The organism is Streptosporangium sp. NPDC023825 (assembly GCF_040639575.1).
Lineage (GTDB): Bacteria > Actinomycetota > Actinomycetes > Streptosporangiales > Streptosporangiaceae > Streptosporangium.
This window is the reverse complement of record NZ_JBFAAE010000008.1, coordinates 141322-164747: the sequence shown is the minus strand read 5'-3', so window position 1 is coordinate 164747 and position 23426 is coordinate 141322. Positions and strand designations below refer to the sequence as shown.

At 71.9% G+C, this 23426-nt stretch carries 17 protein-coding genes and 1 tRNA gene; 5 read left to right on the top strand and 13 right to left on the bottom strand.

Features of this window, described 5'->3' with window-relative positions; all coding sequences use genetic code 11:
* Positions 1–67: 67 nt before the first annotated feature.
* A complete protein-coding gene (locus tag AB0G15_RS10505; RefSeq protein ID WP_362837364.1) occupies positions 68–916 on the bottom strand; it encodes a fused MFS/spermidine synthase in 849 nt (282 codons plus the stop codon).
* A gap of 125 nt (positions 917–1041) precedes the next feature.
* Here AB0G15_RS10505 and AB0G15_RS10500 point away from each other — a divergent pair, with 125 nt between their 5' ends.
* A complete protein-coding gene (locus tag AB0G15_RS10500; protein ID WP_362837362.1) occupies positions 1042–1710 on the top strand; it encodes a hemolysin III family protein in 669 nt (222 codons plus the stop codon).
* Positions 1711–1868: 158 nt separating this feature from the next.
* Here AB0G15_RS10500 and AB0G15_RS10495 read toward each other — a convergent pair whose 3' ends face one another.
* Entirely contained in the window at positions 1869–3068 is a 1200-nt protein-coding gene (locus AB0G15_RS10495) for a M20 family metallopeptidase (protein WP_362837360.1), read from the bottom strand.
* A 316-nt stretch (positions 3069–3384) separates the two neighbouring features.
* Here AB0G15_RS10495 and lat point away from each other — a divergent pair, with 316 nt between their 5' ends.
* Entirely contained in the window at positions 3385–4686 is a 1302-nt protein-coding gene (gene lat / locus AB0G15_RS10490; RefSeq protein WP_362837358.1) for an L-lysine 6-transaminase, read from the top strand.
* A 30-nt stretch (positions 4687–4716) separates the two neighbouring features.
* On the opposite strand, the gene AB0G15_RS10485 is transcribed toward lat, so the two are convergent.
* From AB0G15_RS10485 to AB0G15_RS10450, 8 genes are all read right to left on the bottom strand, one after another.
* Positions 4717–4971: a LuxR C-terminal-related transcriptional regulator gene (locus AB0G15_RS10485; protein ID WP_362687442.1), complete on the bottom strand. Its 255-nt coding sequence runs from the start codon at positions 4969–4971 to the stop codon at positions 4717–4719.
* A gap of 152 nt (positions 4972–5123) precedes the next feature.
* Positions 5124–5199: transfer RNA gene (locus AB0G15_RS10480), tRNA-His, on the bottom strand.
* A gap of 76 nt (positions 5200–5275) precedes the next feature.
* The gene (gene orn, locus AB0G15_RS10475; RefSeq protein WP_362687439.1) at positions 5276–5878 is read right to left on the bottom strand and encodes an oligoribonuclease; all 603 of its coding nucleotides are present in this window, start codon (positions 5876–5878) and stop codon (positions 5276–5278) included.
* A 22-nt stretch (positions 5879–5900) separates the two neighbouring features.
* Entirely contained in the window at positions 5901–7097 is a 1197-nt protein-coding gene (locus tag AB0G15_RS10470; RefSeq protein WP_362837356.1) for a DUF2510 domain-containing protein, read from the bottom strand.
* A 55-nt stretch (positions 7098–7152) separates the two neighbouring features.
* Positions 7153–8595, bottom strand: coding sequence for a hypothetical protein (locus AB0G15_RS10465; RefSeq protein WP_362837354.1), 1443 nt, complete (start codon positions 8593–8595; stop codon positions 7153–7155).
* A 19-nt stretch (positions 8596–8614) separates the two neighbouring features.
* The gene (locus AB0G15_RS10460) at positions 8615–10327 is read right to left on the bottom strand and encodes a serine/threonine-protein kinase (protein WP_362837352.1); all 1713 of its coding nucleotides are present in this window, start codon (positions 10325–10327) and stop codon (positions 8615–8617) included.
* A gap of 127 nt (positions 10328–10454) precedes the next feature.
* Positions 10455–12398, bottom strand: a complete 1944-nt coding sequence (locus AB0G15_RS10455; RefSeq protein WP_362837350.1) for a protein kinase — start codon at positions 12396–12398, stop codon at positions 10455–10457.
* An 81-nt stretch (positions 12399–12479) separates the two neighbouring features.
* Positions 12480–13124, bottom strand: a complete 645-nt coding sequence (locus AB0G15_RS10450; RefSeq protein ID WP_362837348.1) for a pyridoxamine 5'-phosphate oxidase family protein — start codon at positions 13122–13124, stop codon at positions 12480–12482.
* A 67-nt stretch (positions 13125–13191) separates the two neighbouring features.
* Between AB0G15_RS10450 and AB0G15_RS10445 the strand changes: the two genes are divergently transcribed.
* Positions 13192–14574, top strand: coding sequence for a PLP-dependent aminotransferase family protein (locus tag AB0G15_RS10445; RefSeq protein WP_362837346.1), 1383 nt, complete (start codon positions 13192–13194; stop codon positions 14572–14574).
* 183 nt (positions 14575–14757) lie between these two features.
* Here the strand turns inward: AB0G15_RS10445 and AB0G15_RS10440 are convergent, their stop codons facing one another.
* A complete protein-coding gene (locus AB0G15_RS10440) occupies positions 14758–15840 on the bottom strand; it encodes a GNAT family N-acetyltransferase (RefSeq protein WP_362837344.1) in 1083 nt (360 codons plus the stop codon).
* A gap of 197 nt (positions 15841–16037) precedes the next feature.
* Here AB0G15_RS10440 and AB0G15_RS10435 point away from each other — a divergent pair, with 197 nt between their 5' ends.
* Positions 16038–17063, top strand: a complete 1026-nt coding sequence (locus tag AB0G15_RS10435; protein ID WP_362837342.1) for a phosphotransferase family protein — start codon at positions 16038–16040, stop codon at positions 17061–17063.
* Between the two features lie 386 nt (positions 17064–17449).
* Complete coding sequence (locus AB0G15_RS10430; RefSeq protein WP_362837340.1) at positions 17450–18694, top strand: xylan 1,4-beta-xylosidase; 1245 nt, start codon at positions 17450–17452, stop codon at positions 18692–18694.
* An 18-nt stretch (positions 18695–18712) separates the two neighbouring features.
* On the opposite strand, the gene AB0G15_RS10425 is transcribed toward AB0G15_RS10430, so the two are convergent.
* Both AB0G15_RS10425 and AB0G15_RS10420 read right to left on the bottom strand, forming a co-directional pair.
* Complete coding sequence (locus AB0G15_RS10425; RefSeq protein ID WP_362837338.1) at positions 18713–19936, bottom strand: DUF418 domain-containing protein; 1224 nt, start codon at positions 19934–19936, stop codon at positions 18713–18715.
* Between the two features lie 106 nt (positions 19937–20042).
* Positions 20043–23399 (bottom strand): hypothetical protein, encoded by a 3357-nt coding sequence (locus AB0G15_RS10420; protein ID WP_362837336.1) that lies wholly within the window; start codon positions 23397–23399, stop codon positions 20043–20045.
* Positions 23400–23426 lie beyond the last annotated feature (27 nt).

Here is a 23426-nt window from a genome sequence, read left to right as displayed (position 1 = left end):
GCATGCCGGACCGGCCCTGCCGGGCTGAGGGGGCGGGAGGGGACGGGCCGGGTGGACGGCGAGCGGGTCAGCCGAAGACGGCGGGAGGGGGAACGGGGACGACCACGGCGTCGCCGTCGTTCAGCGGGCGGGCTCCGGCGATGAAATTGACGATGTCCTCGCCGTGCACGCAGCGGGCCTGCGTGAGCCCGCCCGCGGCCCTGCGGGTCAGGTCGGAGACGGGCAGGGGGACGCGGGAAGCGGCGACGATGAGGTTGCCGAAGCGGCGTCCCCGCATGACGCCGGGCTCGGCGAGCAGCACCACCTGGGGGAAGGTGCCGCGGACGGTGGCGAGCACCCGGCGGGTGAAGGCCAGGCCCTTGCCGTCGGCGACGTTGATCAGCAGGGTGCCGCCCGTGCGCAGGACGCGGGCGACGTCCCCCATGTACTCGGAGGTGGCCAGGTCGATCGGCATCGTGGCACCGCTGAAGGCGTCCAGCACGAGCAGGTCCGCCGAGGCGTCGCCGAGCCCGGCGGTGGCGGTGCGGCCGTCGAGGATCCTGACCTTGAGCCGGGGCACCGACTTCAGCCGGAGCTGGTCCCTGACGAGCTGGACGAGCCCCTCGTCCGGCTCGGCGACGACCTGCCGGGACCCGGGACGGGTCGCCGCCACGTAACGGGGCAGGGTGCAGGCGCAGCCGCCCACGTGAACGGCGTCCAGCGGACCCTCGTCGAGGAGGTCGATGACGTCGGCCATCAGCCGGACGTACTCGAAGTCGAGGTAGGTGGCGTCGTCCAGGTCGACGTACGACTGCGGCACGCCGTCCTTGGAGACGACCCAGCCGGAGGGCCGGTCGAGGTCCTGCAGGAGATCGACCTCGCCGAAGGTCACCGGGTACCGTCCCGGCATCGGCTCCCGCGCTTCCCGCCTGCCCATCGGTCCGGTCCTCTTCTCCCTGGTGTGAACCCGAAGGGGAAACCATATGCGCAGCCGCGACCGGTTGACGCCCATGTCGGACAGATCACAACCTACGGCCGCGTAACTTACGCTACCGTAGGTTCATGGCTCCGATCCTTGCCGAAACGCTCGCAGAGTCCGTCAAGCCCCGCCTCCGTGGCTGGTTGCACGCCGGGGCGCTGCCCGTGGCGCTCGTCGCGGGATTCGTCCTCGTCGCGCTGGGGCCCACCCTGGAGGCGAGGCTCGCCGCCGCGATCTACGCGATCACCTCCGGCCTGCTCTTCGGCATCTCGGCCACCTACCACCGCGGGACGCTCTCCCCGCGCTCGGAGGAGGTGCTCCGGCGCCTCGACCACGCCAACATCTACCTGATCATCGCGGGCACCTACACGCCGTTCGCGCTGCTCGCCCTGGACGGGGCGGCCAGTGCGGTGGTGCTCGGCGTGATCTGGACCGGCGCGATCGTCGGGGTCCTCTTCCGGGTGCTGTGGACCGCCGCTCCCCGATGGCTCTCGACCGCGCTCTACATCGCCCTGGGCTGGACGGCCGTCTTCGTGCTGCCCCAGCTCGTGGAGGGCGCGGGGGTGGCCGCGGTGGCCCTGCTCTTCCTCGGCGGGGTGCTCTACACGGCGGGCGGGATCGTGTACGGCGCGCGCCGGCCCGATCCCTCTCCCCGCTGGTTCGGCTTCCACGAGGTCTTCCACGCCTTCACCGTCGCGGCCTACCTGGCGCAGTACGTCGCGGTCTCGCTGGTGGTCTACGCGGCGGCGTGACGCGCCGACGGGCCCCGTCCAGCCCGTCCAGCCCGGCCCGCGTCATCCCGCGCACGGCCCGCCGGACCCGCGCACGGCCCGCCCCGCGCCCGGTTCGCACCCGGTCCGTCCGGTCGGCCCAGCTCACGCTCGTCCCGCCCCCGGCCCGTCCGGTTCGCTCAGCTCGCGGCGAGGGCGAGGCGGCGGGTCGCGAGCTCGGCGTAGAGCGCGGCCCCGTCGGGCAGTACGGCGTCGTCGAACCTGGCCTCGGGGGCGTGGTTGTAGGCGGCCCTGCCCGGATCGACGTCCGCCGGGCAGGCGCCGAGTGCCACGAAGGCCGACGGCACCTGGTCGCAGACGAACGAGAAGTCCTCGGAGCCGGTGAACGGCTGGGGAGCCTCGACGAAGCGCCGCTCGCCGTAGACCTCGCGGATGGCCTCCCCCGCGAAGCGGGCCTCGGCGCCGTCGTTGACCGTGACCGGGTAGCTCACCTCGTAGTCGGCGTCCACCTCCAGCCCGTGTGCCGCCGCGATGCCCTTCACCAGGGCCACCGCCCGTTCCTGGACGCGCGCGTGCGCGGCGGCGGAGAACGACCGGACCGTGGCCTCGAAGCGGGCCTCCTCGGGGATCACGTTGTCTGCGCTGCCCGCGTGGAAGCTGCCGACGGTGACGACCACGGGGTCGAACACGTCGAACCCGCGCGTCACCATGGTCTGCAGTGCGGTGACCATCTCGCACGCCGCGGGGATGGGGTCCTTGGCGCGGTGCGGGGAGGCGCCGTGGCCCCCCGCGCCGCGCACGGTCACCGTGAACCTGTCCACGGCGGCCATGATCGGGCCACTCCGGGTCACGAAGACGCCCTGGGGAAGTATCGAGCTGATCACGTGCAGGGCGTAGGCCGCGACCGGGCGCTCGCCCGTCACGTCCAGCACGCCCTCTTCGATCATGATCTTCGCCCCGCCGGGACCCTCCTCGCCGGGCTGGAACATGAAGACCACGTTCCCCGCGAGCCGGTCGCGCCCGGCGGCCAGCAGGTGCGCCGCGCCCGCCAGCATGGTGGTGTGCAGGTCGTGGCCGCAGGCGTGCATCCGCCCGGCCATCCGCGAGACGACCGCGGCGTCGCCCCGCTCGGTGACCGGCAGGGCGTCCATGTCGCCCCTGAGCAGCACGGTCGGGCCGGGCAGGGAGCCGCGCAGCACGGCGGTGATCGAGCTCAGCCTCTCGCCGAGCCGTATCTCCAGGGGCAGGCCCGACAGCGCCGTCAGCACCTTCTCCTGCGTGCGTGGCAGGTCGAGGCCGAGTTCCGGCTCCCGGTGCAGGGCGTGCCGGAGGCGGACCAGCTCGTCCCGCATGTCGGCTGCGGATTCGCGAAGGGACATCGAACTTCCTCCTGGCGGTCGTACTGCCTTACCGCACGATAGGCCGATTTAACCGGTTTGTGGGCTCGGGAGGGGTGATCTTCGGGAAGGGGAACGGTCATTCGGGGAGGCCGGGCCGCAGGGTTCCGGCTCCGGCTCCGGGCGTACGATCCCGCGCCCGGGCCGCGCCCTCCCGTGTCGCCCCTTGCCCGGAAATCCGCGCTCTGGCAGCGCGTATGCAAGAAAATCTTCACAAGGATCGGATCTAACACGTAATGTCTCCGTGTAGATGTGTCAACGACGGGGGATCATCTTCTCGGATCACCGTGGAGGGTACATGGACGTTCATGGCCGTCTCGCCCGTCATCTGCTCGTCGACGGCTACCGGCTCGTGCTGGACCTCGAACGGAGCCGGGGGTCTCGCCTCGTCGACGCCCACACCGGCCGAAGTTACCTGGACTTCTACACCTTCTTCGCCTCGGCGCCCCTCGGGGTGAACCCGTTCGACGACGATCCGGAGTTCCTGGCGCTGCTCGGCCGGGTCGCCGCGAACAAGCCCGCCAACTCCGATCTCTACACCACCCACCTGGCCGACTTCGCCGAGACGTTCGCCCGGGTGCTCGGCGACCCCGAACTGCCGCACCTGTTCTTCGTGGAGGGCGGCGCCCTCGCCGTGGAGAACGCGCTGAAGTGCGCCTTCGACTGGAAGAGCCGCCTCAACACCTCGCGGGGGCGCTCCCCGGAGCTCGGTACCAAGGTTCTCCACCTCACCCGCGCCTTCCACGGGCGCAGCGGCTACACGCTCTCGCTGACGAACACCGACCCGATCAAGACCGACCGCTTCCCGAAGTTCGACTGGCCCAGGATCGAGGTGCCCGCGATCCACCTCGGCGACGTCGAGGCGGCCGAGGAGAGGTCCCTGGCCGCGGCGCGGGCGGCCTTCGAACGCCACCCCCACGACATCGCCTGCTTCATCGCCGAGCCCATCCAGGGCGAGGGCGGCGACAACCACATGCGGGCGGAGTTCCTGCTCGCGATGGAACGGCTCTGCCACGAGTACGACGCCCTCCTCGTCATGGACGAGGTGCAGACCGGCGCGGGGACCACCGGCACCCCCTGGGCGTACCAGCAACTGGGCCTGCGCCCCGATGTCGTGGCCTTCGCCAAGAAGGTGCAGGTGGGCGGGATCATGGCGGGCCGCAGGGTCGACACGGTTCCCGGCAACGTGTTCCAGGTGAGCGGCAGGATCAACTCCACCTGGGGTGGCGGGCTGGTCGACATGGTCCGTTCCCGCCGGATGCTGGAGATCGTGGAGCGCGACGGCCTGATCCCGCGCGCGGGCAGGCTCGGCGCCGAGCTTCTCGCGGCGCTGCGGGAGATCCAGGAGAGCTACCCCGACCTGGCGGAGAACGCGCGCGGGCGCGGCCTGATGTGCGCCTTCGACCTGCCGGACGCGGTGGAGCGAGATCTCCTGGTGGCCCGCCTGCGGGAGGAGGAGGGCGTGCTGGTCCTGCCGTGCGGCGAGCGGTCGGTACGGTTGCGGCCGGCGCTCTCGATCACCTCGGAGGAGCTGGGGGAGGGCACGTCCGCCATCGCCCGCGCCCTGGAGGCCTCCCGCTGCCTGCGCCTGCCCGCCTAGCGGTTCCGGGGTGTCCCGCGCCGGCGGGCGCTAGTGGGGCTGAGGTTCCTCGCGGGCCGCCCGTTCCAGCCACAGGTCGATCGCGGTGACCCGCGAGTCGACGCCGAGCTTGGCGTAGATCCGGTTCACGTGGTTCTTCACGGTCTTCTCGCTCAGGAACAGGTGCTGGGCGATCTGCCCGTTGGAGCGACCCGTCGCGATCAGTTCCATGACCTCGGTCTCACGCCTGCTCAGACCCGTCACGACTCTGGGCTCTGCGTCGAACGGGGCGTCGTCGACTCTCATCCGGCCTCCGTGGCTGCAACACGGTCAGGTCGCCGAAACCCCCGATCCTACGGCGTAGCGATAGCAGCGAGCATAACCTGCAATATCCACTTTTGGTGGGTAATGAGGCTGGAAATGAAGAACGACCGGTCCCTGGGGACCGGCCGTTCTCGTGGGGTGAGTGAGGGGACTTGAACCCCCGGCATCTAGGACCACAACCTAGCGCTCTGCCAACTGAGCTACACCCACCATCGCCGCCGCAGCAGCACATGAAAAGTGTAGCGGTCTTTGGGAGTCGTTTCGTACCGGGTTTCTCGTGAAACGCTCAAGCTCTGTGCGTGGACACGCCCTCGGCCAGTTCCCTGGCGGTGGCGGAGTCGGGGCCGGGCTGGGGCACGAAGACCGCCGCGCGGTAGTAGCGCAGCTCCCGGATGCTCTCGACGATGTCGGCCAGCGCCCGATGGCCGCCCTGCTTCTCGGGCGAGGCGAAGTAGACGCGGGGGTACCAGCGCCGGGCCAGCTCCTTCACCGAGGAGACGTCGATCATCCGGTAGTGCAGGAACGCGTCCACGGCCGGCATGTCGCGGGAGAGGAACGACCGGTCCGTGGAGATGGAGTTGCCGCACAGCGGGGCCTTCTTCGGCTCCCGGATGTGACCCCTGATGTATTCGAGCACCATGGACTCGGCCTCGGCCAGCGTGACACCGCCCCCCAGCGCGTCCAGCAGGCCGGAGGCGGTGTGCATCTCCCGCACCACCTCCGACATCTGCTCAAGGGACTCGGGCGGGGGCTTGATGACCACGTCCACCCCCTCGTCGAGCTGGTTCAGCTCGCCGTCGGTGACCACGCAGGCCACCTCGACAAGCGCGTCACGTCCGAGGTCGAGCCCGGTCATCTCACAGTCGATCCAGACCAGCAGGTCACTCATAGCCCTCAGGGTAGTACTCACTTCACGAGAGCTTGAATGACTTGATCACCTTGTCTGCCACGGATAGGTCGAGATTGTCCGGTACGGAGACGTAGGCCAGCGCCGGACGCCTGCCCTCGCCACGGTCGACGATCACGAACGCGGCCCGTTCCCGCTTCCACTTCCAGTCGTTGATCTTCGCCTGTTCGGAGAAGTCCAGGTCGAAGACGAACAGCCAGGCGTCCCTGCCGCTGACCTTGACGGCCTTGTCCTCGACGATCTTCCGGCGGTGCGGGGGGCTGTAGAAGTTGGGCTCCACGACCTGCAGCAGCGACGCGGCGACCGAGCGCATGCTGCCGACGCCCTGGTAGCCGAACTGGTCGGGAAGCTCGCCGGTCAGCACGTTGCCGAGCCAGTTGCCGCCCCTGCCGTCGAAGTTCTCCTGGGCGACGGCGACGGCCGCGCTGGTCCAGACGAAGTCGAGCCCGCCGCCGACGCTGGGGGGCACCTTCCACGGACCGTCGGGCATCTCGTACGACAGGCCGGTCGCCGGGTCCGTGACGCGCCCGTCCACGACCTGGGGCAGCGGGCTCTGTGAGGGCGCGGGCGTGGCCTCGGGAGTGGCCTGGGGAGTCGGCTCCTGGCTGGGCTCCAGGGCCGTGGTGGGAGGCGGTGTGGGGAGCCCGGTGGGCCCGCCCGCGGTGTTCCCGCGCTCGGGGTCGATCAGGTACATCGCGGCGACCACGATCACGACGATCAGGATCAGCACGCCGCCGCCGCCCAGGATCCACGGCAGAGGGCCGCTCTTGCGCGGCGGCGGCCCGGACGGGTAGCCGTCGTACGGCGGGAGGGGCATCTGCGCCGTGTGGCCGTTCGGCGGCCCGCCCCACTGCGGCTGTCCCGTGCCCGCCGGCGCCTGCGTGGCCTGCTGGTGCGCGGCCGGACGGGACCACTGGCCGGAGGGGCCGGGGGAACCTGCCCCGGGGGGTCCTTCCGGCGCGGGACGCGGTCCCGTCTGCTGAGGGCCGAGCCCGGTCGGATGCGGCCCTGTCTGCCAGGGGCCGGGTCCCGCGGAGTGCGGCTGGAGGAGGGGACCGGTCTGCGGTCCCGGCGCCGCGCCCTGCTCCGGGGGAGCGTCCGTCTGATGGGTGGCGTCGGTCCACTCGTTGCCGTCCCACCACCGCAACAGCGGTGAGCCGTAGGGGTCGGGATACCAACCGGAGGGGGTCTGCGTGGTCATGGCCGCCAGAGTAGTAAGAACGGCTTTGTGCCGCATTGTGGACCTTGGTGATCACTCATGAACATTTGTAGGTGAAGGTGGCTCTGTCCTGGAGCTTCTTTCCCCCGGCGACCGGAGCGAGCAGCGTCAGGGTGGCGGTTCCCTTGAAATTTCCCTCGCCCTTGATCGTCCACTCCAGGCTCACCTCGTGCGAGGTGTCCCCGGACGCGATCCGGCCGGTCTGCGTGATCGGCTCCTTGCGGTCGCTCCGCTTCCACCGGTAGCTGACCTCACCGCCCGCGCCGTTGGTGGACAGCACGCCGGTGATCTTGACCGTCGTGTCGCACCCCTGCGCCTTCCTCGGGGCGCTGACGTCCACCTTCGTCACCTCCAGAGGTGTCGCCGGCCCCCGGAACAGCCAGATCGCCAGCGCGCCCACGACCATCAGCGCGAGGATCGCCGAGGCGAGGACCGTACGGCCGCGCCTGCGCCGCGCGCGGGGAGCCGCGGCGGCGAGCCCGCCGGACGGCACCTGGGTCTGCTGCTGGTCCCGGCCGGCCCGCCACAGCTGGGCGGCCGTGGTCTCCGACGGCACCCCGGGACCGAACCGCATGACCACGTCCTCGGGCCGGCGCTCGTCACCTCCCGCGGCGCGCCGGTCGCCGGTCCCCGCGGCGTGCGGATCACCGGCCCTCGGGACGTGCAGCAGCGTGACGATGTCCCCCTCGTCGGGGGCGGGCCGCGCGGGGACCGGATACCCGCCCGGGGCGGGCGCCTCGTGCGCCGGCCACCGGTGCAGGGTGGCCACGAGCCTGTCGCGGGTGGTGAACCCGGAGGGCAGGACGTCGCGCCCGGTGAGCAGCGCGTCGCGCGCGGGAGCGAGCCCCCTGATGGAGGCCGTCGCCGCCACCCTCTCCAGCAGCCCGGCGGCCCCGCGGTCGGCCGAGGCCCAGGTCGCGGCCAGACCCCGGGCGAGCGAGGCCCAGGCCGCCACGTCGCGTTCCGGCGCGGGAGGGCGGCCCAGCAGGGCGTCGGCCAGCCCTCGCTCCGCGAGCAGCGCCGACCCGTCCGAGGCGATCACCACGGTGCCCGGGTGCAGCTCCCCGTGGGCGAGCCCGGAGGCGTGCACGGCCAGCAGCGCCTGCGCGGTCTCCACCAGGACGGTGGCCGCGCTGCCCGCGTCGGGCCGGGGCGACCCGGGCGGGCCGGACGACAGCAGGTCGCCCACCGTCGGGCTGACCGGTTCCGAGGTGATCAGCCAGACCTCGTCCCCGGCCGTGATGAGGTCGGCGATCGGGACCAGCCCGGTCGTGCCGCTCTGCGTGAGCCTGCGGTCGGCGACCACGGCCGCGACCAGCCTCTCTCGCGCCGCGGGATCGGCGACCAGCCGGGGCTCGAACCTGAGCGCGCTCCCCGGCCGCCCGTCGGCCGTGACGGCCGACGACCAGATTCCCAGGTCGTCGGCCCAGGTACGACCGGTCAGCCGGAACCCGGCGGTGCCTCCCCGGTCGGTGCTCATATCGCGATCGTTCCCCTGTCTACCGGCGTCTCCGGTGCCGTCCCGCCATGCCGCGCCTGACGGCCAGTGTGAACGGTACGGCACCACTCGTCACCAGGCCCAGCGCGAGAAAAGCGGCCGGGGTCGCCTCCACGGGCGGCAGGGGTGAGGCGGTGATGCGCGGAGGCGGCTCGGTACCCGGTGACGTGGTGCCCGGAGACGAGGTGTCCGTCCCGGTGGGAGAGGGCTCCGTGGTCGGCTCCGTCGTCTGGGTGGGGGATGGTCTCGTCGTCTGGGTGGGGGCCGCGGTCGTCTGGGTCGGGGTTGCGGACGGCGGCCTGGTCGTGGGACGGCCGGTGTCGCCGGGACCTTCCAGGGTGGCGCTTTCCTCCGAGGTGGGAGTCGGCGCCGGCTGCTGCGTCGGCTTCCTCGTCGGCCGCGTGGTGGGCCTTCTGGTGGGCGTCGCCGACGGTGTGGGCGTCGCGGCAGCCGACGTCGCGGTGGGCGCCACGGGCGGAAGGCCCGAGGTGGCGGTGGTGCTCGGGGTCGGCGTGGGCGTCGGAGCGGCCGCGGACGGCGACTCCTCCACCGGCTCGTCGGTCTCGTCGACCTCGTCCTCGGGGATGAGCGTCTCCAGCGGATCCGAGGGGGTCGGGCTCTGCGAGGTGACGGAACTCTGCGACTGGATCTCCGTGGAGTCGCCCGAGCCGACCAGCACCGCGGTCAGCCCGCCGATCACCGCGATACAGCCGATGCCGATGAGGATCTTGACGCTCATCCTGCTGACCGAGGAGGTCTTCTCCCAGCCGTCGCCGCCGTCGCCGCCGCCGAGTTCGGTCGTGGCCAGCGAGGTGTCGGCTCCGGGGACGGGCGTGTGCAGCGGGAACATCGCGGCCAGCAGCCCGGCGATCCCGGCCAGGCGGCGCCGGCCGCGCTCCTGCCAGTCGGGGCCGTAGGCGTCGGCGGCCACCGCCTCCAGTTCGGTGAGGAAGGCGCTGGCGGTCGGCGGCCGGTCGGCGGGATGCTTGGCCAGGCCGCGCTCGACCAGCCCCTGCAGGGCGGTGGGCACCTCCTCGGTCGGCGGAGGCGTCACCTGGTGCTGGCGGGCCAGCGCGGCGATGTTCGTGGCCCGGAAGGGACGGGTGCCGGTCAGGCACTCGAAGAACACGACGGTGGCGGCGTAGACGTCGGTGGCGGGCCCGGCGGGGCCGCCCACCCACTGCTCGGGAGCCATGTAGGGCGGCGTGCCCGCGGGGGTGTCGCCGTCGCCGGAGCGGACCGCGATGCCGAAGTCGACGAGCTTGCTCCTCCCGTCGGCCTCCACCATCACGTTCTCGGGCTTGAAGTCGCGGTGCACCACACCCGCCGAGTGCGCGGCGGCCAGTCCCAGGAGCGAGCCCTTGAGCACGAGCAGCGCGGCCTCGGGGCCGGTCGGCCCCTCCGAGCGCAACAGCGCACGCAGGGCGACGCCGTCGACCAGTTCCATGACGATGGCCGCGCCGTCGCCGGTCTCGACGTAGTCGTACAGCCGGACGGAGTGCGGGCTGCTCAGGGTGTTGAGCACCCGCGCCTCGTGCCGGAAGCGGGCCACGAACCCGACGTCGCTCCTGAGCTCGTCGGACAGGTACTTGATCGCCACCATGATGCCGTCGGCGTCGTGCCGAGCCATCACCACACGCCCGGCCGCACCGGCGCCCAATTCGCGGATCTCGGTGTATCCGGGGACTCGCCAGGCCGATGGCGTGCCGTACATAACGGTCTCCTCAGTTGTCTGGGTCCCCACCCATAACAGACGGACCGTAGCTTAACCATAGATAACCGCATTCCGCTCATTAACCGCGAATCACTCTCACGGTACGGGGCTGATCAGTGGTTATCCGCTATGCGCGGCTCGATTCCCCCGGTGAGGAAGGTATGACCGAAATGCCAATTTTCGGTCTTGCGCTACGGGTGGCCGACGGTTTCACGGTGGCCCGTGCGGTGCGGGTGGCCGTCACCTGCGGTGCGGGACGCCCGGTGCGGGTGGCCGTCACCTGCGGTGCGGGACGCCCGGTGCGGGTGGCCGTCGGCCTCGGGGTGGGTTTCCGCGTGGGCGCGGAGGTGGGCCCGGAGGTGGGCCCGGAGGTGGGCGGGGCCGTCCTGGTCACCGTCGGAGCCGGCCTCGGGGTGCGCGTCGGCCCGGCGCACGGGGAGGTCTCACCGCTCGCGCCGCTCGCGCGGCCCGAGGGGAGGCCGGTCACCACCACGTTCCAGGCGGCCCCGCACCCCACCCGGGGAAAGCCGAACCTGACCGTACGCGAGTAGCTCGTCGCGCCCGACAGCGGCACGACCGTCCTCCGCACGGCCTGACCGGCGCGGAAGACCACGCGCAGGCGTACCTGCCGGGCGTTGGCGGTGTCGACCGAGACCGCCACCAGGGCCGCGCCCCGCGCGCTGACACGGGCCCGCACCACCTCCACCCGGCGTACCCCCACCTCGGGCGGCGCGGTGGAGGGGCCGGTCGTCGGCGTCGGCGGGGAGGACGGTGGCGGCGTCGGCGCCGTCGGCGGGAGGGAGGACGGTGGCGGTGTCGGCCCGCCGGGCGTGCCGGTGGCGGGGGGAGCGCTCGTCCCCCCGGCGGTGGGGCCGGCGGAGGGGACGCCCTCCCCGGTGGGTCCGGACGAGGGGACCGGTCCCGCGGACGCGGGAGGGGAGAAGGTCGCGGAGGAGGGCGCGGGCAGGGACGGCGACACCTGGCTCCGCGTGCCGGGCGAGGGGGGCAGGGGCGGCGTCGCGGCGACCACGTCGATCGTGCGAGGTCGCTCGGGCCCTCCCGAGGCCAGGGCGTACACGCCGGCGCCGCCCGCGATCAGCATCACCCCCGCGGCGCCCACCGCCACCCCGGCGGACTTCGACCGCAGCGTGTCCAGCACCGTCCTGAACAGCGTGGTCCCGTCCGCCGGTCCGGGGACGGCGGGCGGGAACAGCAGGGGAAGCAGTGCCACCAGGGCGGCCAGCCGGGCCCGCCCGCGTTCCTCCCACTCCTGCCCGTAGCCCGCGACCGCGACGCTCTCCAGCTCCGCCAGGAACTCCGCGGCGCCGGCCGGCCGGTCACCGGGCCGTTTGGCCATGCCCCTGGCGACCAGGGACCTGACCGGCTCGGGGACCTCGTCCACCGGGATCGGCGCGGTCATGTGCTGGTGCATCAGCACCACCCGCTCACCGGAGCGGTACGGGCGGTGCCCGGCCAGGCACTCGAAGAAGACCGCCGTCGCGGCGTAGACGTCGCAGGCGGGGGAGGCGGGGGCGCCCGCCCACTGCTCGGGAGCCATGTAGGGCGGGGTGCCCGCGGCCCGGCCGCCCTCTCCCGCCCGCACGGCGATGCCGAAGTCGACCAGCTTGCTGGTGCCCGTGGCCTCGACGAGCACGTTCTCCGGCTTGTAGTCGCGGTGCACCAGCCCGGCCCGGTGAGCGGTGGCCAGCCCCGCCAGCGAGCCCTTGAGCACGGTCAGCGCCGCCTCGGGCCCCGTCGGGCCGTGCTCGCGCAGCAGCTCGCGCAGGGAGACGCCGTTGACGGCCTCCATCACGATGGCGGCGCCGCCGGGCACCTCGACGTATTCGTACAGCCGGGCCACGTTCTCGTCCGCCAGCTCCACCAGGAGCCTGGCCTCCTCGCGGAAGCGGGCGAGGAAGCCAGGGTCGTCCCTGAGCCACCCGGCCAGGTATTTGATCGCCACCTGGGTGCCCGACTCGTCGTGACGGGCGAGGACCACCCGCCCGCCGCCGCCCGCGCCGAGTTCGCGCAGCTCGGTGTAGCCGGGGGGTGTCCAGCCGATGGCCGTCATGGCCGCCTCCATGGTTCGGGGGCCGGATAGGGGCCTCGTCATGGAGACGCGTGGCGCGTGGGGCGGGTTTGCCGGAGAGGTTTACCGAACGGGCATGGTTCGCGACGCGATGTGCTCGGGCACGGCCAGGTCGCCGCTCAGCGCGGGATCGGGCTCGGGCGTGCCCCAGACCTGGTGCAGCGGCAGGACCCCGGCCCAGATCGGCAGCCCGTAGTCCTCCTCGTCGTCGACCGGCGGGCCCTGGCGCACCTTCACCGACGCCTCGGCGAGGGAGAGGGCGAGCACCATGGTCGCGGCGAGCTCCTTGCCGGTGGGCCTGCGGGTGGCGTCCCACTGGCCGGGAGCGAGCTGCTCGGTGATCGCCCGCAGCCCGGCCAGGCGCTCCTCGGCGTCCACCACCCGGCGGGGGCGGCCGTAGACCATGGCGGAACGGTAGTTGAGCGAGTGGTGGAAGGACGAGCGGGCGAGCACGACGCCGTCCACGTGGGTCACCGTGACGCAGACCTCGTCCGCGTTGCGCAGGGAGGTCGCGCCGGTGGAACCGTGCAGGTAGAGGGTGTCGCCGATCCGGCCGTAGCCGGTGGGGACCACCATGGGGGAGCCGCCGGCCAGGATGCCCAGGTGGCAGACCAGCCCGGCGTCCAGCACCGCGTACAGGTCCTCCCGGGAGGTCCGGCCCCTGTTCTTCGCGCGGTTGAGGGTGGTGCGAGGAGTCGTGGAGAGCATGGCACTAACCTAGGAAGAAGTGGATATCGAGAACACATCCACTTTCACACGCTTACAGGAGACCACTTTGCCGCGCCCCTCCGTCGACCTGCCCGTATCGGTGGACCGCGAGGCCGGTACGGCGCTCGCCGTCCAGCTCGGCGACCGCCTGAGGGACGCCATGCGCGGCGGCGCCCTCTCCTCCGGAGAGCGTCTGCCCTCCACCCGGTCCCTCGCCCGCCAGCTCGCGGTGAGCCGCACCGTCGTCACGGAGGCCTACCAGCAGCTGTACGCGGAGGGCTGGCTCGAGGGGCGCCACGGCTCGGGCACCTACGTGGCCGACATGACGGTTCCCGTCGAGCCGGGAGCCCCCGTTCCGGCGGCGCCCGCTCCCGTGCCGGTCGACGGGCACGGGAGCGGGCGGAGGATGATCGACCTGCGTCCGGGACAGCCGTGGGTCCACGACTACGACAGGGCGGCCTGGCGCAGGGCCTGGCGAGGGGCGGCCGGCCTGCCGCCGGCGAGCGATCCCGACCCCCGAGGCCTGCCGAGGCTGCGTGCCGCGCTGGCCGAGCACCTCCGCAGGACCAGGGCGATCCCCGTCGGGCCGGAGAACATCATGGTCACCCGGGGCACCGGCAACGGGCTCGACCTGGTCGCCGCCACCCTCCTGCGGCCCGGTGACCGGGCGGGCGTCGAGGAGCCCGGCTACCGCGTCGCCAGGAACGTCTTCGCCGGGCGGGGCGCCGAGCTCGTGCCCTGCCCGGTCGACGAGGACGGCGTCGTCGTCGACGGCCTCCCCGACGACCTGCGCGTCCTGTACACCACCCCCGCCCACCAGTACCCTCTCGGCGGGCGCCTGCCCATCCCGCGCAGGGAGCGTCTCCTCGCCTGGGCCCGCCGCACCGGCGCGATCGTCGTGGAGGACGACTACGACGCCGAGTTCCGCTACGACGTCGCCCCGCTGCCCGCCCTGCACGGTCTCGACCCCGGCCGGGTGGTGCTGCTGGGCAGCCTGAGCAAGGCCCTGTCACCCGACATCGGCGTCGGCTGGCTGGTCGCCCGCCCGAGTTTCGTCGAAGCCCTCGCCGTGACCAGGGACGCCCTCGCCGACCGCACGAGCGGCCCGGCCCAGCAGGCGGTGGCGGTGCTCCTGGAGAAGGGGGACCTGGACCGGCACCTGCGCCGGACGCGCTTGGAGTACGCGCGCCGCCGCGCCGTGGTCGTCGACGTCCTCGGCTCCGGCAGGGTCACGGGCGACACCGCGGGCCTGCACGTCATGGTGGAGTTGCCCGAAGACGCGGTCGAGCCCCTGGTCGAGGCGGCCCGCGCCCGGGGCGTGCTGCTCGACTCGATGGCCCGCCACTACCACGGGCCGCGGCTGCGGCACGGCCTGGTGATCGGCTACGGTTCCGCGTCGCGGGCCGACCTCAGGCGAGGTGTCTCGGTGGTCGCCGAGCTGATCGGCTGATCGGCTGACCGGTCCCCGGCACCGCGCGGCGGATCGCGGGAACGGCCGCCGCGCGTTCTTCCGGAGCGACCGTCACCAGGTCCGCCCGGCGGGGCACGGAACGGCCGCGCGTCCTTCCGGGGCGACCGGTCCCCGGGTCCGCCGCGGTGTGGGACCGTTCCCACACCGCGGCGGCGAACCGGCTCAGGACTGCATGGACGTCCGCAGGCGGCCGTACGTCTTGAGGGCGCGGTCGGCGGTGGTGCGCAGCAGCGGGCTGGCCAGGACCGTGCCGCGAGCCTTGCGCACCGGCACGCGCAGCATCCAGTGGACCCCGGCGCCGGGGCTCAGCCGGGCGATACGGCCCTCCGCGACCTCGTACTCGCCGTTCTTGAGCTTCTCCTTGTACTCCTTCTCGCCGCGGCCCATGTCGATGACCTTGATCCCGGCCTCGGCGGCCTTCTCCGCCATGGCCAGGTGGTGGATCAGGCCCGGGGAGTATTTCGCGAAGGCGGTGTCGTAGGCGGGGAACCAGCCCGCGAGGGTGGTGGCGGTGCGCAGCCCGAAGTGCCCGGCGACCGGCTTGCCGTCCGCGTACAGCATGTCGAGGACCCCGCCGAAGTGCTCGGTGTCGGTGGCGAGGAACCGCTCGACCAGCTCCACGATCCACGGCCGGGCGAACCGGTCGGTGCGGCCGGTGCGGCGGTACTGCTCGGTCTTCCAGCCGAGCAGCGTGCGCAGCGGCGCCAGGTCGGTGGTGGCGTAGTCGTGCTGGAGCGGCCCGACGTCGCGCTGGAGCTTGCGGCTCTTGTACGCCGTCGAGCGGTAGGTCTTGCCGGAGGTCACCTTGATCGTCTCGATGTAAGACTCGTGGCCGTCACGCAGATCGATGATCGGCGAGGGGTGTCTGCAGTGCCCCGGCTGCAGCAGCGGCTGCCCGGCGATCAGGTGGTCGAACTCGTAGACGGCCAGGCCGCACTCCCTGATCAGCCGTCGCGCGTCGATCTCCACGTCCTTGGCGTGCACCAGCCCCTGTGCATCGGTCAGGCCCGCGGCGACGGGCATGCCGATGCCCATCGGATGACGTTCGAAGGGGAAGAATCCGACAACGTCCGACCCGTCGTACAGCACCGCCACCCGGACGCGTTCCTGGAGCGCGCCAACGGTGACGGTGAACTCGGGGGACAGGAAGGGGTTGTCGAAGGCGGGGTCGGCACCCTGAAGGGTTCTCCATCGGTCGATTTCGGCCGGGCCGAGGTCACGGGGCTGAACGATTGAGACGTGCATGAGCTCCTACTGGGATGTGCGGGGTCCCCTACGTCATCCAATGAAGGATGTCGCAAAGCCCAAGCATGCTGGTAGGCACGTAATGTAACGATAAAGGACGGAACGGAGCCTGGGTGGCGTCCACCGCAACGTTTCGGAATCTCATTGGGCGACCCCGGCTGGCGCCGCTCACCCGAGTGACGTTCTAATGGTTGGCCATGAGCACCCCTGGCATCGACTGGCCACGCCTTGTCGGATGGATCGCGGCCAATGTCCCGGGCGTCGGTGAGCCTACCGGGGTCTCCATGATCGCGGGCGGTAGATCCAACTTGACGTACGTCGTCGAGACCTCCGGGCGCCGCCTGGTACTGCGCCGCCCCCCGCTGGGGCACGTGCTGCCGACCGCCCACGACATGCGGCGCGAGTGGCGGGTGATCTCGGCGCTCGCGCCGACCTCGGTCCCCGTGCCCGAACCGGTCGCCTTCTGCGACGACCAGGACGTGATCGGGGCGCCCTTCTATCTCATGGGACACGTGGACGGCGCGGCCGTGCGGACCCGGGAGGACGCCCTGGGGCTCACCCCCGTCCAGACCCGGCGGCTGTCGGAGCGGCTGGCCGAGGTGCTCGCCGCCATCCACGCGATCGACTACGAGCGGGTGGGGCTGGGGGACTTCGGGCGTCCCGAGGGATACATGGCCCGCCAGCTGGAGCGCTGGGGGCAGCAGTGGGAACGGTCGAAGACCGCCGAGCTGCCCGCGTACGACCGCCTGGTGGCCCGCCTGCGCGAGCGCCTGCCCGCGCGCTCCGCCTCGACGCTGGTCCACGGCGACTACCGGCTGGACAACACGCTGGTGCGGCTCTCCCCGGATCCCGGCATCCTCGCCGTCGTCGACTGGGAGATGTCCACGCTCGGCGACCCGCTGGCCGACCTCGGCCTCACCCTCACCTACTGGCAGGACCCCGGCGACGAGGAGCGTGCCTCGATCCCGGTCGCGGCGGGCGTCACCGTGGCCCCGGGCTTCCTCACCGCCCGCGAGTTCGCCGCCCACTACGCCGAGGTCTCCGGCGCGGACCTGTCCGACCTGGACTTCTACGTGGCCTTCGGCAACTACAAGCTCGCCGTCATCGTGGAGGGCATCCACGCCAGGTTCAAGCAGGGCAAGACCGTCGGCGAGGGCTTCGAGCACATCGGCGCGGCCGTCCCCACGCTCGTCGACCGGGCGCTGAGGGTCCTGGGAGGCTGAACGGCCGTCCGATGGCCCCCACGCTCGCGCCGGCGGTGCCGGGATCCGCGGCCGGGGGCGGGGCCGGGCCGGGTGGGCGCGCGGGTGGGCGGCAACTACCGTAGAAGTTTCAAGCGTCATGCAAGCCGCCACGGATACGCTGGTGGCGCGGCCGGTAACGCTTGCCTGTGAACCATGCCGGGGCACCGTCACGTCCGATGCCGCTATGGAACGCTACATTCGTTGACCTGCGAGGATCGAGGAAATCGGTGATACCGACTAACGGACGGCACCAGCGACGGCGCCCGGCCTGGCCGGTCGCACTGGGGGCGTTGGTCGTGACGGCGGCACTCGTGGTCGGCATCATCGCCTATGCCGCCAAGCCGGACGTTCCGCGCGGACAGACCATGACAATGGCCCCAACGCAGGCGGCGCCCGTGCTGGAGGCACCCCCCGTCGTCCAGGACTGGCCGCGCTGGGGCATCACCCATACGGAGTTCAGCGCCGACAACGAGGGCGGCGAGGTCGCCGAGGCCGCCTCCCACATGCTCAGCCGGGTCCCGATGCTGCAGAACCAGCACATCATGGGCTGGGGCGCGGGCAATCCCGAACCGGCGCCCGGCAAGAACGACTTCCGTGACCTCGACCGCCGGATCAGGTTCATGTCCGGCTCCCGGTCCATCCCGATCATCACGCTGTGCTGCTCGCCGGACTGGATGAAGGGCGGCAGCTCGGGCAGGACCGACTGGACGCAGCTGGAGACCGCGCCGCGGCCCGAGCACTTCGACGACTACGCCAAGCTCGCCGCGACCGTCGCCAGGCGCTATCCCACCGTCAAGCACTTCATGGTGTGGAACGAGCTGAAGGGCTTCTGGAACACGGCCCAGAACCGCTGGGACATCGAGGGCTACACCGAGTTCTACAACAAGGTCTACGACGCGCTGAAGGCCGTCGACAAGGACATCAAGGTCGGCGGTCCCTACGTGTCGGTCGGCAGCACCAGCACCCCCGAGCAGGGGGCGGAGATCCAGGGACCGTGGGGGAGCATCGTCCAGCGCGACCTGGAGGCGGTCGAGTACTGGATCGAGAACAAGAAGGGCGCCGACTTCATCGTCGTCGACGGCGCCTCGGTGACCAAGGAGGCAGGGGCCGTCCCCGACGAGTTCACCGCCCTGGGCAAGTTCGGAGCCCTCACCCGATGGCTCCGGGAGAAGAGCGGCGACCTGCCGGTCTGGTGGGCCGAGTGGTACGTCGAGCCCATGAACAGCGACTGGGAGGAGGATCACCGCATCGCCGTCCACACGGCCGCGATGATGGAGTTCGCCACCAGCGGCGTCACCACCTCGCTCTTCTGGAACCCCCAGCGCAAGTCCACCGGTGACGACCAGGCCTGCCCCGGCTGCCTGTGGCACCCGACCACCGGCGTCGAGATGCCCATGGCGGGCATCCTGAGCGGCTTCACCAAGTGGTTCCCCCTCGGGGTCCCGCTGGAGACGGTGACCTCCTCCAACGCGCAGGTGCGGGTCCTGGCCCAGGAGCGCCAGATCGTGATGGTCAACACCACCGCAGCGGACGCCGTCACCGTCGTGGACGGCAAGCAGTTCCAGCTCAAGCCGTACGAGGTCAGGTGGAGCGAGCGCGCGGGAGCCTAGCGACGCCGGCGACGACGACTAGACGTCGTCGCCCGGGGAGCGGGCGGGCCTGCGCCGGTTGGTGAACCAGCGCAGCAGCCACTCCACCGGCCCGTAGCGGTGGCGGCGCAGCCACCACCGGCTCCAGACGGCCTGCGCCGCGAAGATGCCGACGCCGATCGACACCACACGGAACGGGCTGACCTGGTCGACCAGGCTCAGCCCGTACCCGGTGAAGATCAGCGAGCTGATCAGCGACTGCCCCAGATAGTTCGTCAGCGCCAGCCTGCCGGGCGCCGCGAGCGCCCCGGCCAGCCGCGGCGCCGCGGGCAGCAGGCGCAGCAGGGTGGCGGCGTAGGCCGCGGCCAGCAGCGGCGCGGTGACCAGGTTCACCGCCTGGCCGACCATGTGGTACGCGTGCCCGCCCCCCGACCAGGTCGAGTGCGCGTAGACCAGCGCCCCGGCGAGCCCCGCGGTGAACCCCGCCCACTGCAGCCGCCGCAGCGTGGCCGTGTGCCCGGACAGGTCGGTCAGCAGCCGCAGCTTGCCCAGGGCCAGCCCGACCAGGCACGCGGCGAGCACCGTGGGTCCCTGGAAGAAGACCCGCAACACGAAGATCTTGGCGAGCTTGTGCAGATGCTCGTTGATGATCATCGACGCGGAGCCGTGCAGGGCCCGGTCCGACACGGCGGCCTGCGCCGCGCTCTCCGACACGGCCTCGGAGGCGTCGGTGCCCAGCGCCGCCAGCACGGCCAGCAGCAGCACCCCCACGGCCAGCGCCACCGTCATCGCGAGCGCGGCGATCATCGCGGTGCGCGGGGTGATCCGCCGCACCGCCAGCAGGACCAGCCCCACGATCGCGTACGTCGCCAGGATGTCACCGGGGAACAGCAGGATCCCGTGGGCCAGGCCGAGCAGGAACAGCCCGCCCAGGCGGCGCAGGAACCGGGGGACGAAAGCCGCCCCCGACCTGTGGGCCGAGTCGATCTGGAGGGTGAAGCTGTAGCCGAACAGGAAGGCGAACAGCAGATAGAACTTGTTCTCGAAGAGCACCGAGACGACCCAGCGCACCTCCCAGTCGAGCGGCGCGGAGAACGACGGCGCCGCCAGCCCCGCCATCCGGTATCCCGAGGCGAGATAGGTGATGTTGACCACCACGATGCCGAACAGCGCGAAACCGCGCAGCGCGTCGACCGCCGCGATCCGCCGCCCCGTGACCTCGGTGGAGGCCCCCGCCCGGCCACGGGGTTCTCCTGCGAGCATCTGACCGTCCTTCGAGCAGCTTTCGAGCCGTACGCCCCCCGGCGAACGGTGCTCAGTATGGCGCGCGCGCCGGTCGTCCGCCGGGAGACTTTGTCCTTTACAGAGGTCAGGACCCGATGACGATGAACCTCTCCACGATCACCCCTACGGCCAGCACGAACGCGGGTACCGCGACGAACAGGATGCGCCTCCTCGTCCTGGACGCCTGATCGCGGCCACGCAGGCGGACCACCTCGTAGCCGAACAGTGCGATCCACGTCACGCCCAGCGCGCCCAGGCCGATCGGCGTCCACGGAGAGGTCGGGTCGCTGCCGCCGGTGGGCACCCCGGGCTCGGGGATCTCGGCCCCCTCGGGGTACTTCCTGAGCGTGTAGACGGCGGCGTCCTCGCCGTTGAAGACCCGCTTGAGCTCCTTGTGGGCGTCGAGCGCGGCGCGGAACCTCGGCGCCCAGTCCGTCGGGAAGCCGTGGTTGAGCTGCAGGTATCCGGCCTGTCCCCGGGTGGCCACCAGATAGGTGTTGGGCGGCGACACCCGGAGCTTGTCGATCACCGAGGAGAGCTGGGCCGGGTTCTTGTCCACCAGCACCTGCTGATAGGAGATCTTGTCGAAGTCGCGCTCGCCCCACGGGATGCTCGGGGTGACCTCCTCGCCGAGCAGCGGCACCAGGTAGAGGACGCGGGCGCTCGGCTTGTCGTGGTCGTAGACGTAGTGCATCGCCGCGACCTCGCTGGCGGAGACCCGCTCGAACTGCTCGTTGCCGTACCGGGCGACCAGGAAGACCATCGCCAGCACCATGGCGCACCCGGCGGCCAGCAGCAGCGAGATCCGCCGCGTCAGCTCCGGGTTGAACCGGATGTTGCGCCTGCGGATGGGCACCGTCTCCTCCGGCGCGTCCTCGGTGCCCGCCGGCAGGTTCGGGAAGAAGGCGTACGCGGCCAGGATGCAGGCGCCGGGCAGCGCGAACAGGTAGATGCGCAGGCCGATCTCGCCGCCGTAGTTCTGCAGGCCGAGGGCGAGCACGGGGATGCACAGCATGAGCAGGGCCGCGCGGTCGCCGACGCCGCGCCGCAGGCGGCGGAACAGGCCGGCGGCGGCCAGCACCAGGATCACGCCGCAGATGCCCAGGCGAGCCATCAGGACGAGCGCGTGCTTGGGGTCGCTGCCGTCGATCCGGTCGCCGGTGTTGCTCTGGAGGTTCTCCAGGATCCGGCCCAGACCGCCGAAGAGCTGGTCGATGTGCCCGCTCCAGAAGGTGACCGTCTGGTAGCTGATCCACGCCAGCACCATCAGGCCCAGGAAGAAGGGCAGCCCCCAGCTGAGCGAGGAGCGCCGCAGCAGGATCAGGCCGGTCAGCGCGCCGAGCATCATGAACGGCGTGATCTGGTGCGAGGCGGTCGCGGTCGCGAACAGGCCGATCAGCACGATCAGCATGATGGTCCGGTCGTAGACGCCGGTGGAGTGCGGCAGCTCGCCCGGTGTCAGCCCGTCCAGGCGGGCCAGCAGCCGCCGGACGAAGCCCTTGGCCGGCATCGGTTTCTCACGGGGCTCCACCTTGCCGAACCAGCGCAGCACGATCGCCACGAAGGCCAGGTAGATCGCGTACGTGAAGCCCTGGGAGGAGAAGTAGTCCTGGCCGATCCACTGCACGATGACGAACAGCAGCGCGGCGAACCAGCGGGCCCGGGTGGTGGCGACGACCTGGCGCAGGATCAGCACGAACGGCAGGAGGTACAGCAGGTTCGACAGCAGGGGCGTCCACCGCATGATCGTCGTCAGGTCGGTGACCCCGGCGGCCTTGGTGATGAACCCCACCAGGGCGAAGAAGCCCGGCCAGGCCAGGCGGGCGTCGAGGATGGCGGATGACTCGCCGGTGCGGTTGATGTACTCCACGAAGCCCGCGTGGACGTAGGCCGTGTGGAACCTGGCCTCGTCCTCGATCAGGGCCGCGGCCCCGTGCAGGGCGAAGGTTATCGCCGCGATCTGGAAGAGCAGCAGGAACTTGCGGTCGGTGTTCTGCGCGATCGTGACGAAGAACGCGACGAGCATCAGCAGGATCGCGGCGAACGCGGTCGGCGGCATGGCCGAGATCAGGCCGACACCGTCGATGTCGTTCAGGTCGACGCCCCGCAGCGGGCCCGGCGCGACGCGCAGGGCCAGCACGTACATGATCAGACCCTCGATGGTGAGGAGCGGCGGCAACCACACCATGGCCGACTGCATCAAGGTTTGCAGGCGTGAGGGCCTGGCGGCGGGCGTCGCGGCCGGAACCCCGGGGGCGACCGCGGACGGAGGCATGGCGCTGGTCGCCGGTGCCGCCTCCCCCGATCCCTTCCCGGCTTCCCTTCCCGCCCCGGAACCCGTTCCCGAGCTCCTCTGCGTGCCCTGTGGGGCCTGGTGGGCCGCCGGGGTTTCTGTGACCTCGGGAAGGGGCTCGGAGACTTCCAGGGGCCGCCTGGGCGCCCCGGTGGACCTTCCCCCCGACTCCACGCCGGGGAGCCCGGCGGACTCCCGGGGGTCAGAGGGCTGCGCGGGCTGTGAGAACCCGGAAGATTCCGCGGCCGGCGGGGACGCCGAGGGTTCAGAGGACCTCCGAGGGGTGGGGGCGGGCTTGAGGAGTGGCGCGGCCCGGCCTGGCAGACGCATCTCCGCCGTGGTCTCGAACCTGTCCTCGTCCTCGGTGGGCGCGGGCGGGGCCTCGGCCGTCTCGGCCGCATCGTCCTCGGAAACGCCGGCGGGGGGCGGGGCGAGCGGGCGGAGGGGAAGCCTGATGACGGCGGTGACCTCCGGGTCGTCGCCGTAGACGTTGTCATCCGGCGCGTCGTCCGCCTCGTCCGAGGGGTCCGCGTCGTCCGTGCCCCCTGAGGCGTCCGCGTCGTCCAGGACATCCACGTCGTCCGCCTCGTCTGAGGCGCCTGTGGTGTCCGCCTCGTCTGAGGCGCTCGGGGCGTCCGCGGTGTCCGCCTCGTCTGAGGCGTCCGCGTCGTCCGGAGCATCTGCGTCGTCCGTGTCCTCTGAGGCGTCCGCGTCGTCCGCGGTGTCCAGGACATCCGGGTCGTCCGCCTCGCCCGCCTCGTCTGAGGCGTCCGCGGTGTCCGCGGTGTCCGTGTCCGGCGGCGTGCCGTCGCCGGCCGCGTCGTCACGCGGGTCGCCCTCCGAAGCCTCACCGCCCTCCGAAGTCTCCCCGCCGTCGGACGTCTCGCCGTCGGACGTCTCGCCGTCGGACGTCTCGTCGCCGGGAGGCCCGTCGTACGGACTCCCGCCGGACGTCTCTCCGCCCGGAGCCTCGCCCTCGGCGGTCTCGTCGTCCGGGAGCGCGCCGGGAGCCTCGTCGTCAGGCGCTTCGAAAGGCGCCGTGCCGGTGGGCTCGCCGCCGGACCCGGCCCGGGTTCCGTCCGAAGGCGCGGGGTGGGTGGGATCGATCTCCCCGACCTCGGCGGTCTCCGCCGCCCCCGTCGTCGTCACGTCATTACCTGCCCGTTGCCTCACGTC

Excerpts from the sequence above, each read along its gene's own strand:
- AB0G15_RS10485 (WP_362687442.1), bottom strand. The coding sequence starts at position 4,971 with ATGAGAGTCGACGACGCCCCGTTCGACGCAGAGCCCAGAGTCGTGACG.
- AB0G15_RS10450 (WP_362837348.1), bottom strand. The coding sequence starts at position 13,124 with ATGCTCTCCACGACTCCTCGCACCACCCTCAACCGCGCGAAGAACAGG.
- AB0G15_RS10435 (WP_362837342.1), top strand. The coding sequence starts at position 16,038 with ATGAGCACCCCTGGCATCGACTGGCCACGCCTTGTCGGATGGATCGCG.
- AB0G15_RS10505 (WP_362837364.1), bottom strand. The coding sequence starts at position 916 with ATGGGCAGGCGGGAAGCGCGGGAGCCGATGCCGGGACGGTACCCGGTG.
- lat (WP_362837358.1), top strand. The coding sequence starts at position 3,385 with ATGGACGTTCATGGCCGTCTCGCCCGTCATCTGCTCGTCGACGGCTAC.
- AB0G15_RS10495 (WP_362837360.1), bottom strand. The coding sequence starts at position 3,068 with ATGTCCCTTCGCGAATCCGCAGCCGACATGCGGGACGAGCTGGTCCGC.
- AB0G15_RS10470 (WP_362837356.1), bottom strand. The coding sequence starts at position 7,097 with ATGACCACGCAGACCCCCTCCGGTTGGTATCCCGACCCCTACGGCTCA.
- AB0G15_RS10455 (WP_362837350.1), bottom strand. The coding sequence starts at position 12,398 with ATGACGGCCATCGGCTGGACACCCCCCGGCTACACCGAGCTGCGCGAA.
- AB0G15_RS10440 (WP_362837344.1), bottom strand. The coding sequence starts at position 15,840 with ATGCACGTCTCAATCGTTCAGCCCCGTGACCTCGGCCCGGCCGAAATC.
- AB0G15_RS10430 (WP_362837340.1), top strand. The coding sequence starts at position 17,450 with ATGACAATGGCCCCAACGCAGGCGGCGCCCGTGCTGGAGGCACCCCCC.
- AB0G15_RS10425 (WP_362837338.1), bottom strand. The coding sequence starts at position 19,936 with ATGCTCGCAGGAGAACCCCGTGGCCGGGCGGGGGCCTCCACCGAGGTC.
- AB0G15_RS10500 (WP_362837362.1), top strand. The coding sequence starts at position 1,042 with ATGGCTCCGATCCTTGCCGAAACGCTCGCAGAGTCCGTCAAGCCCCGC.
- orn (WP_362687439.1), bottom strand. The coding sequence starts at position 5,878 with ATGAGTGACCTGCTGGTCTGGATCGACTGTGAGATGACCGGGCTCGAC.
- AB0G15_RS10460 (WP_362837352.1), bottom strand. The coding sequence starts at position 10,327 with ATGTACGGCACGCCATCGGCCTGGCGAGTCCCCGGATACACCGAGATC.
- AB0G15_RS10465 (WP_362837354.1), bottom strand. The coding sequence starts at position 8,595 with ATGAGCACCGACCGGGGAGGCACCGCCGGGTTCCGGCTGACCGGTCGT.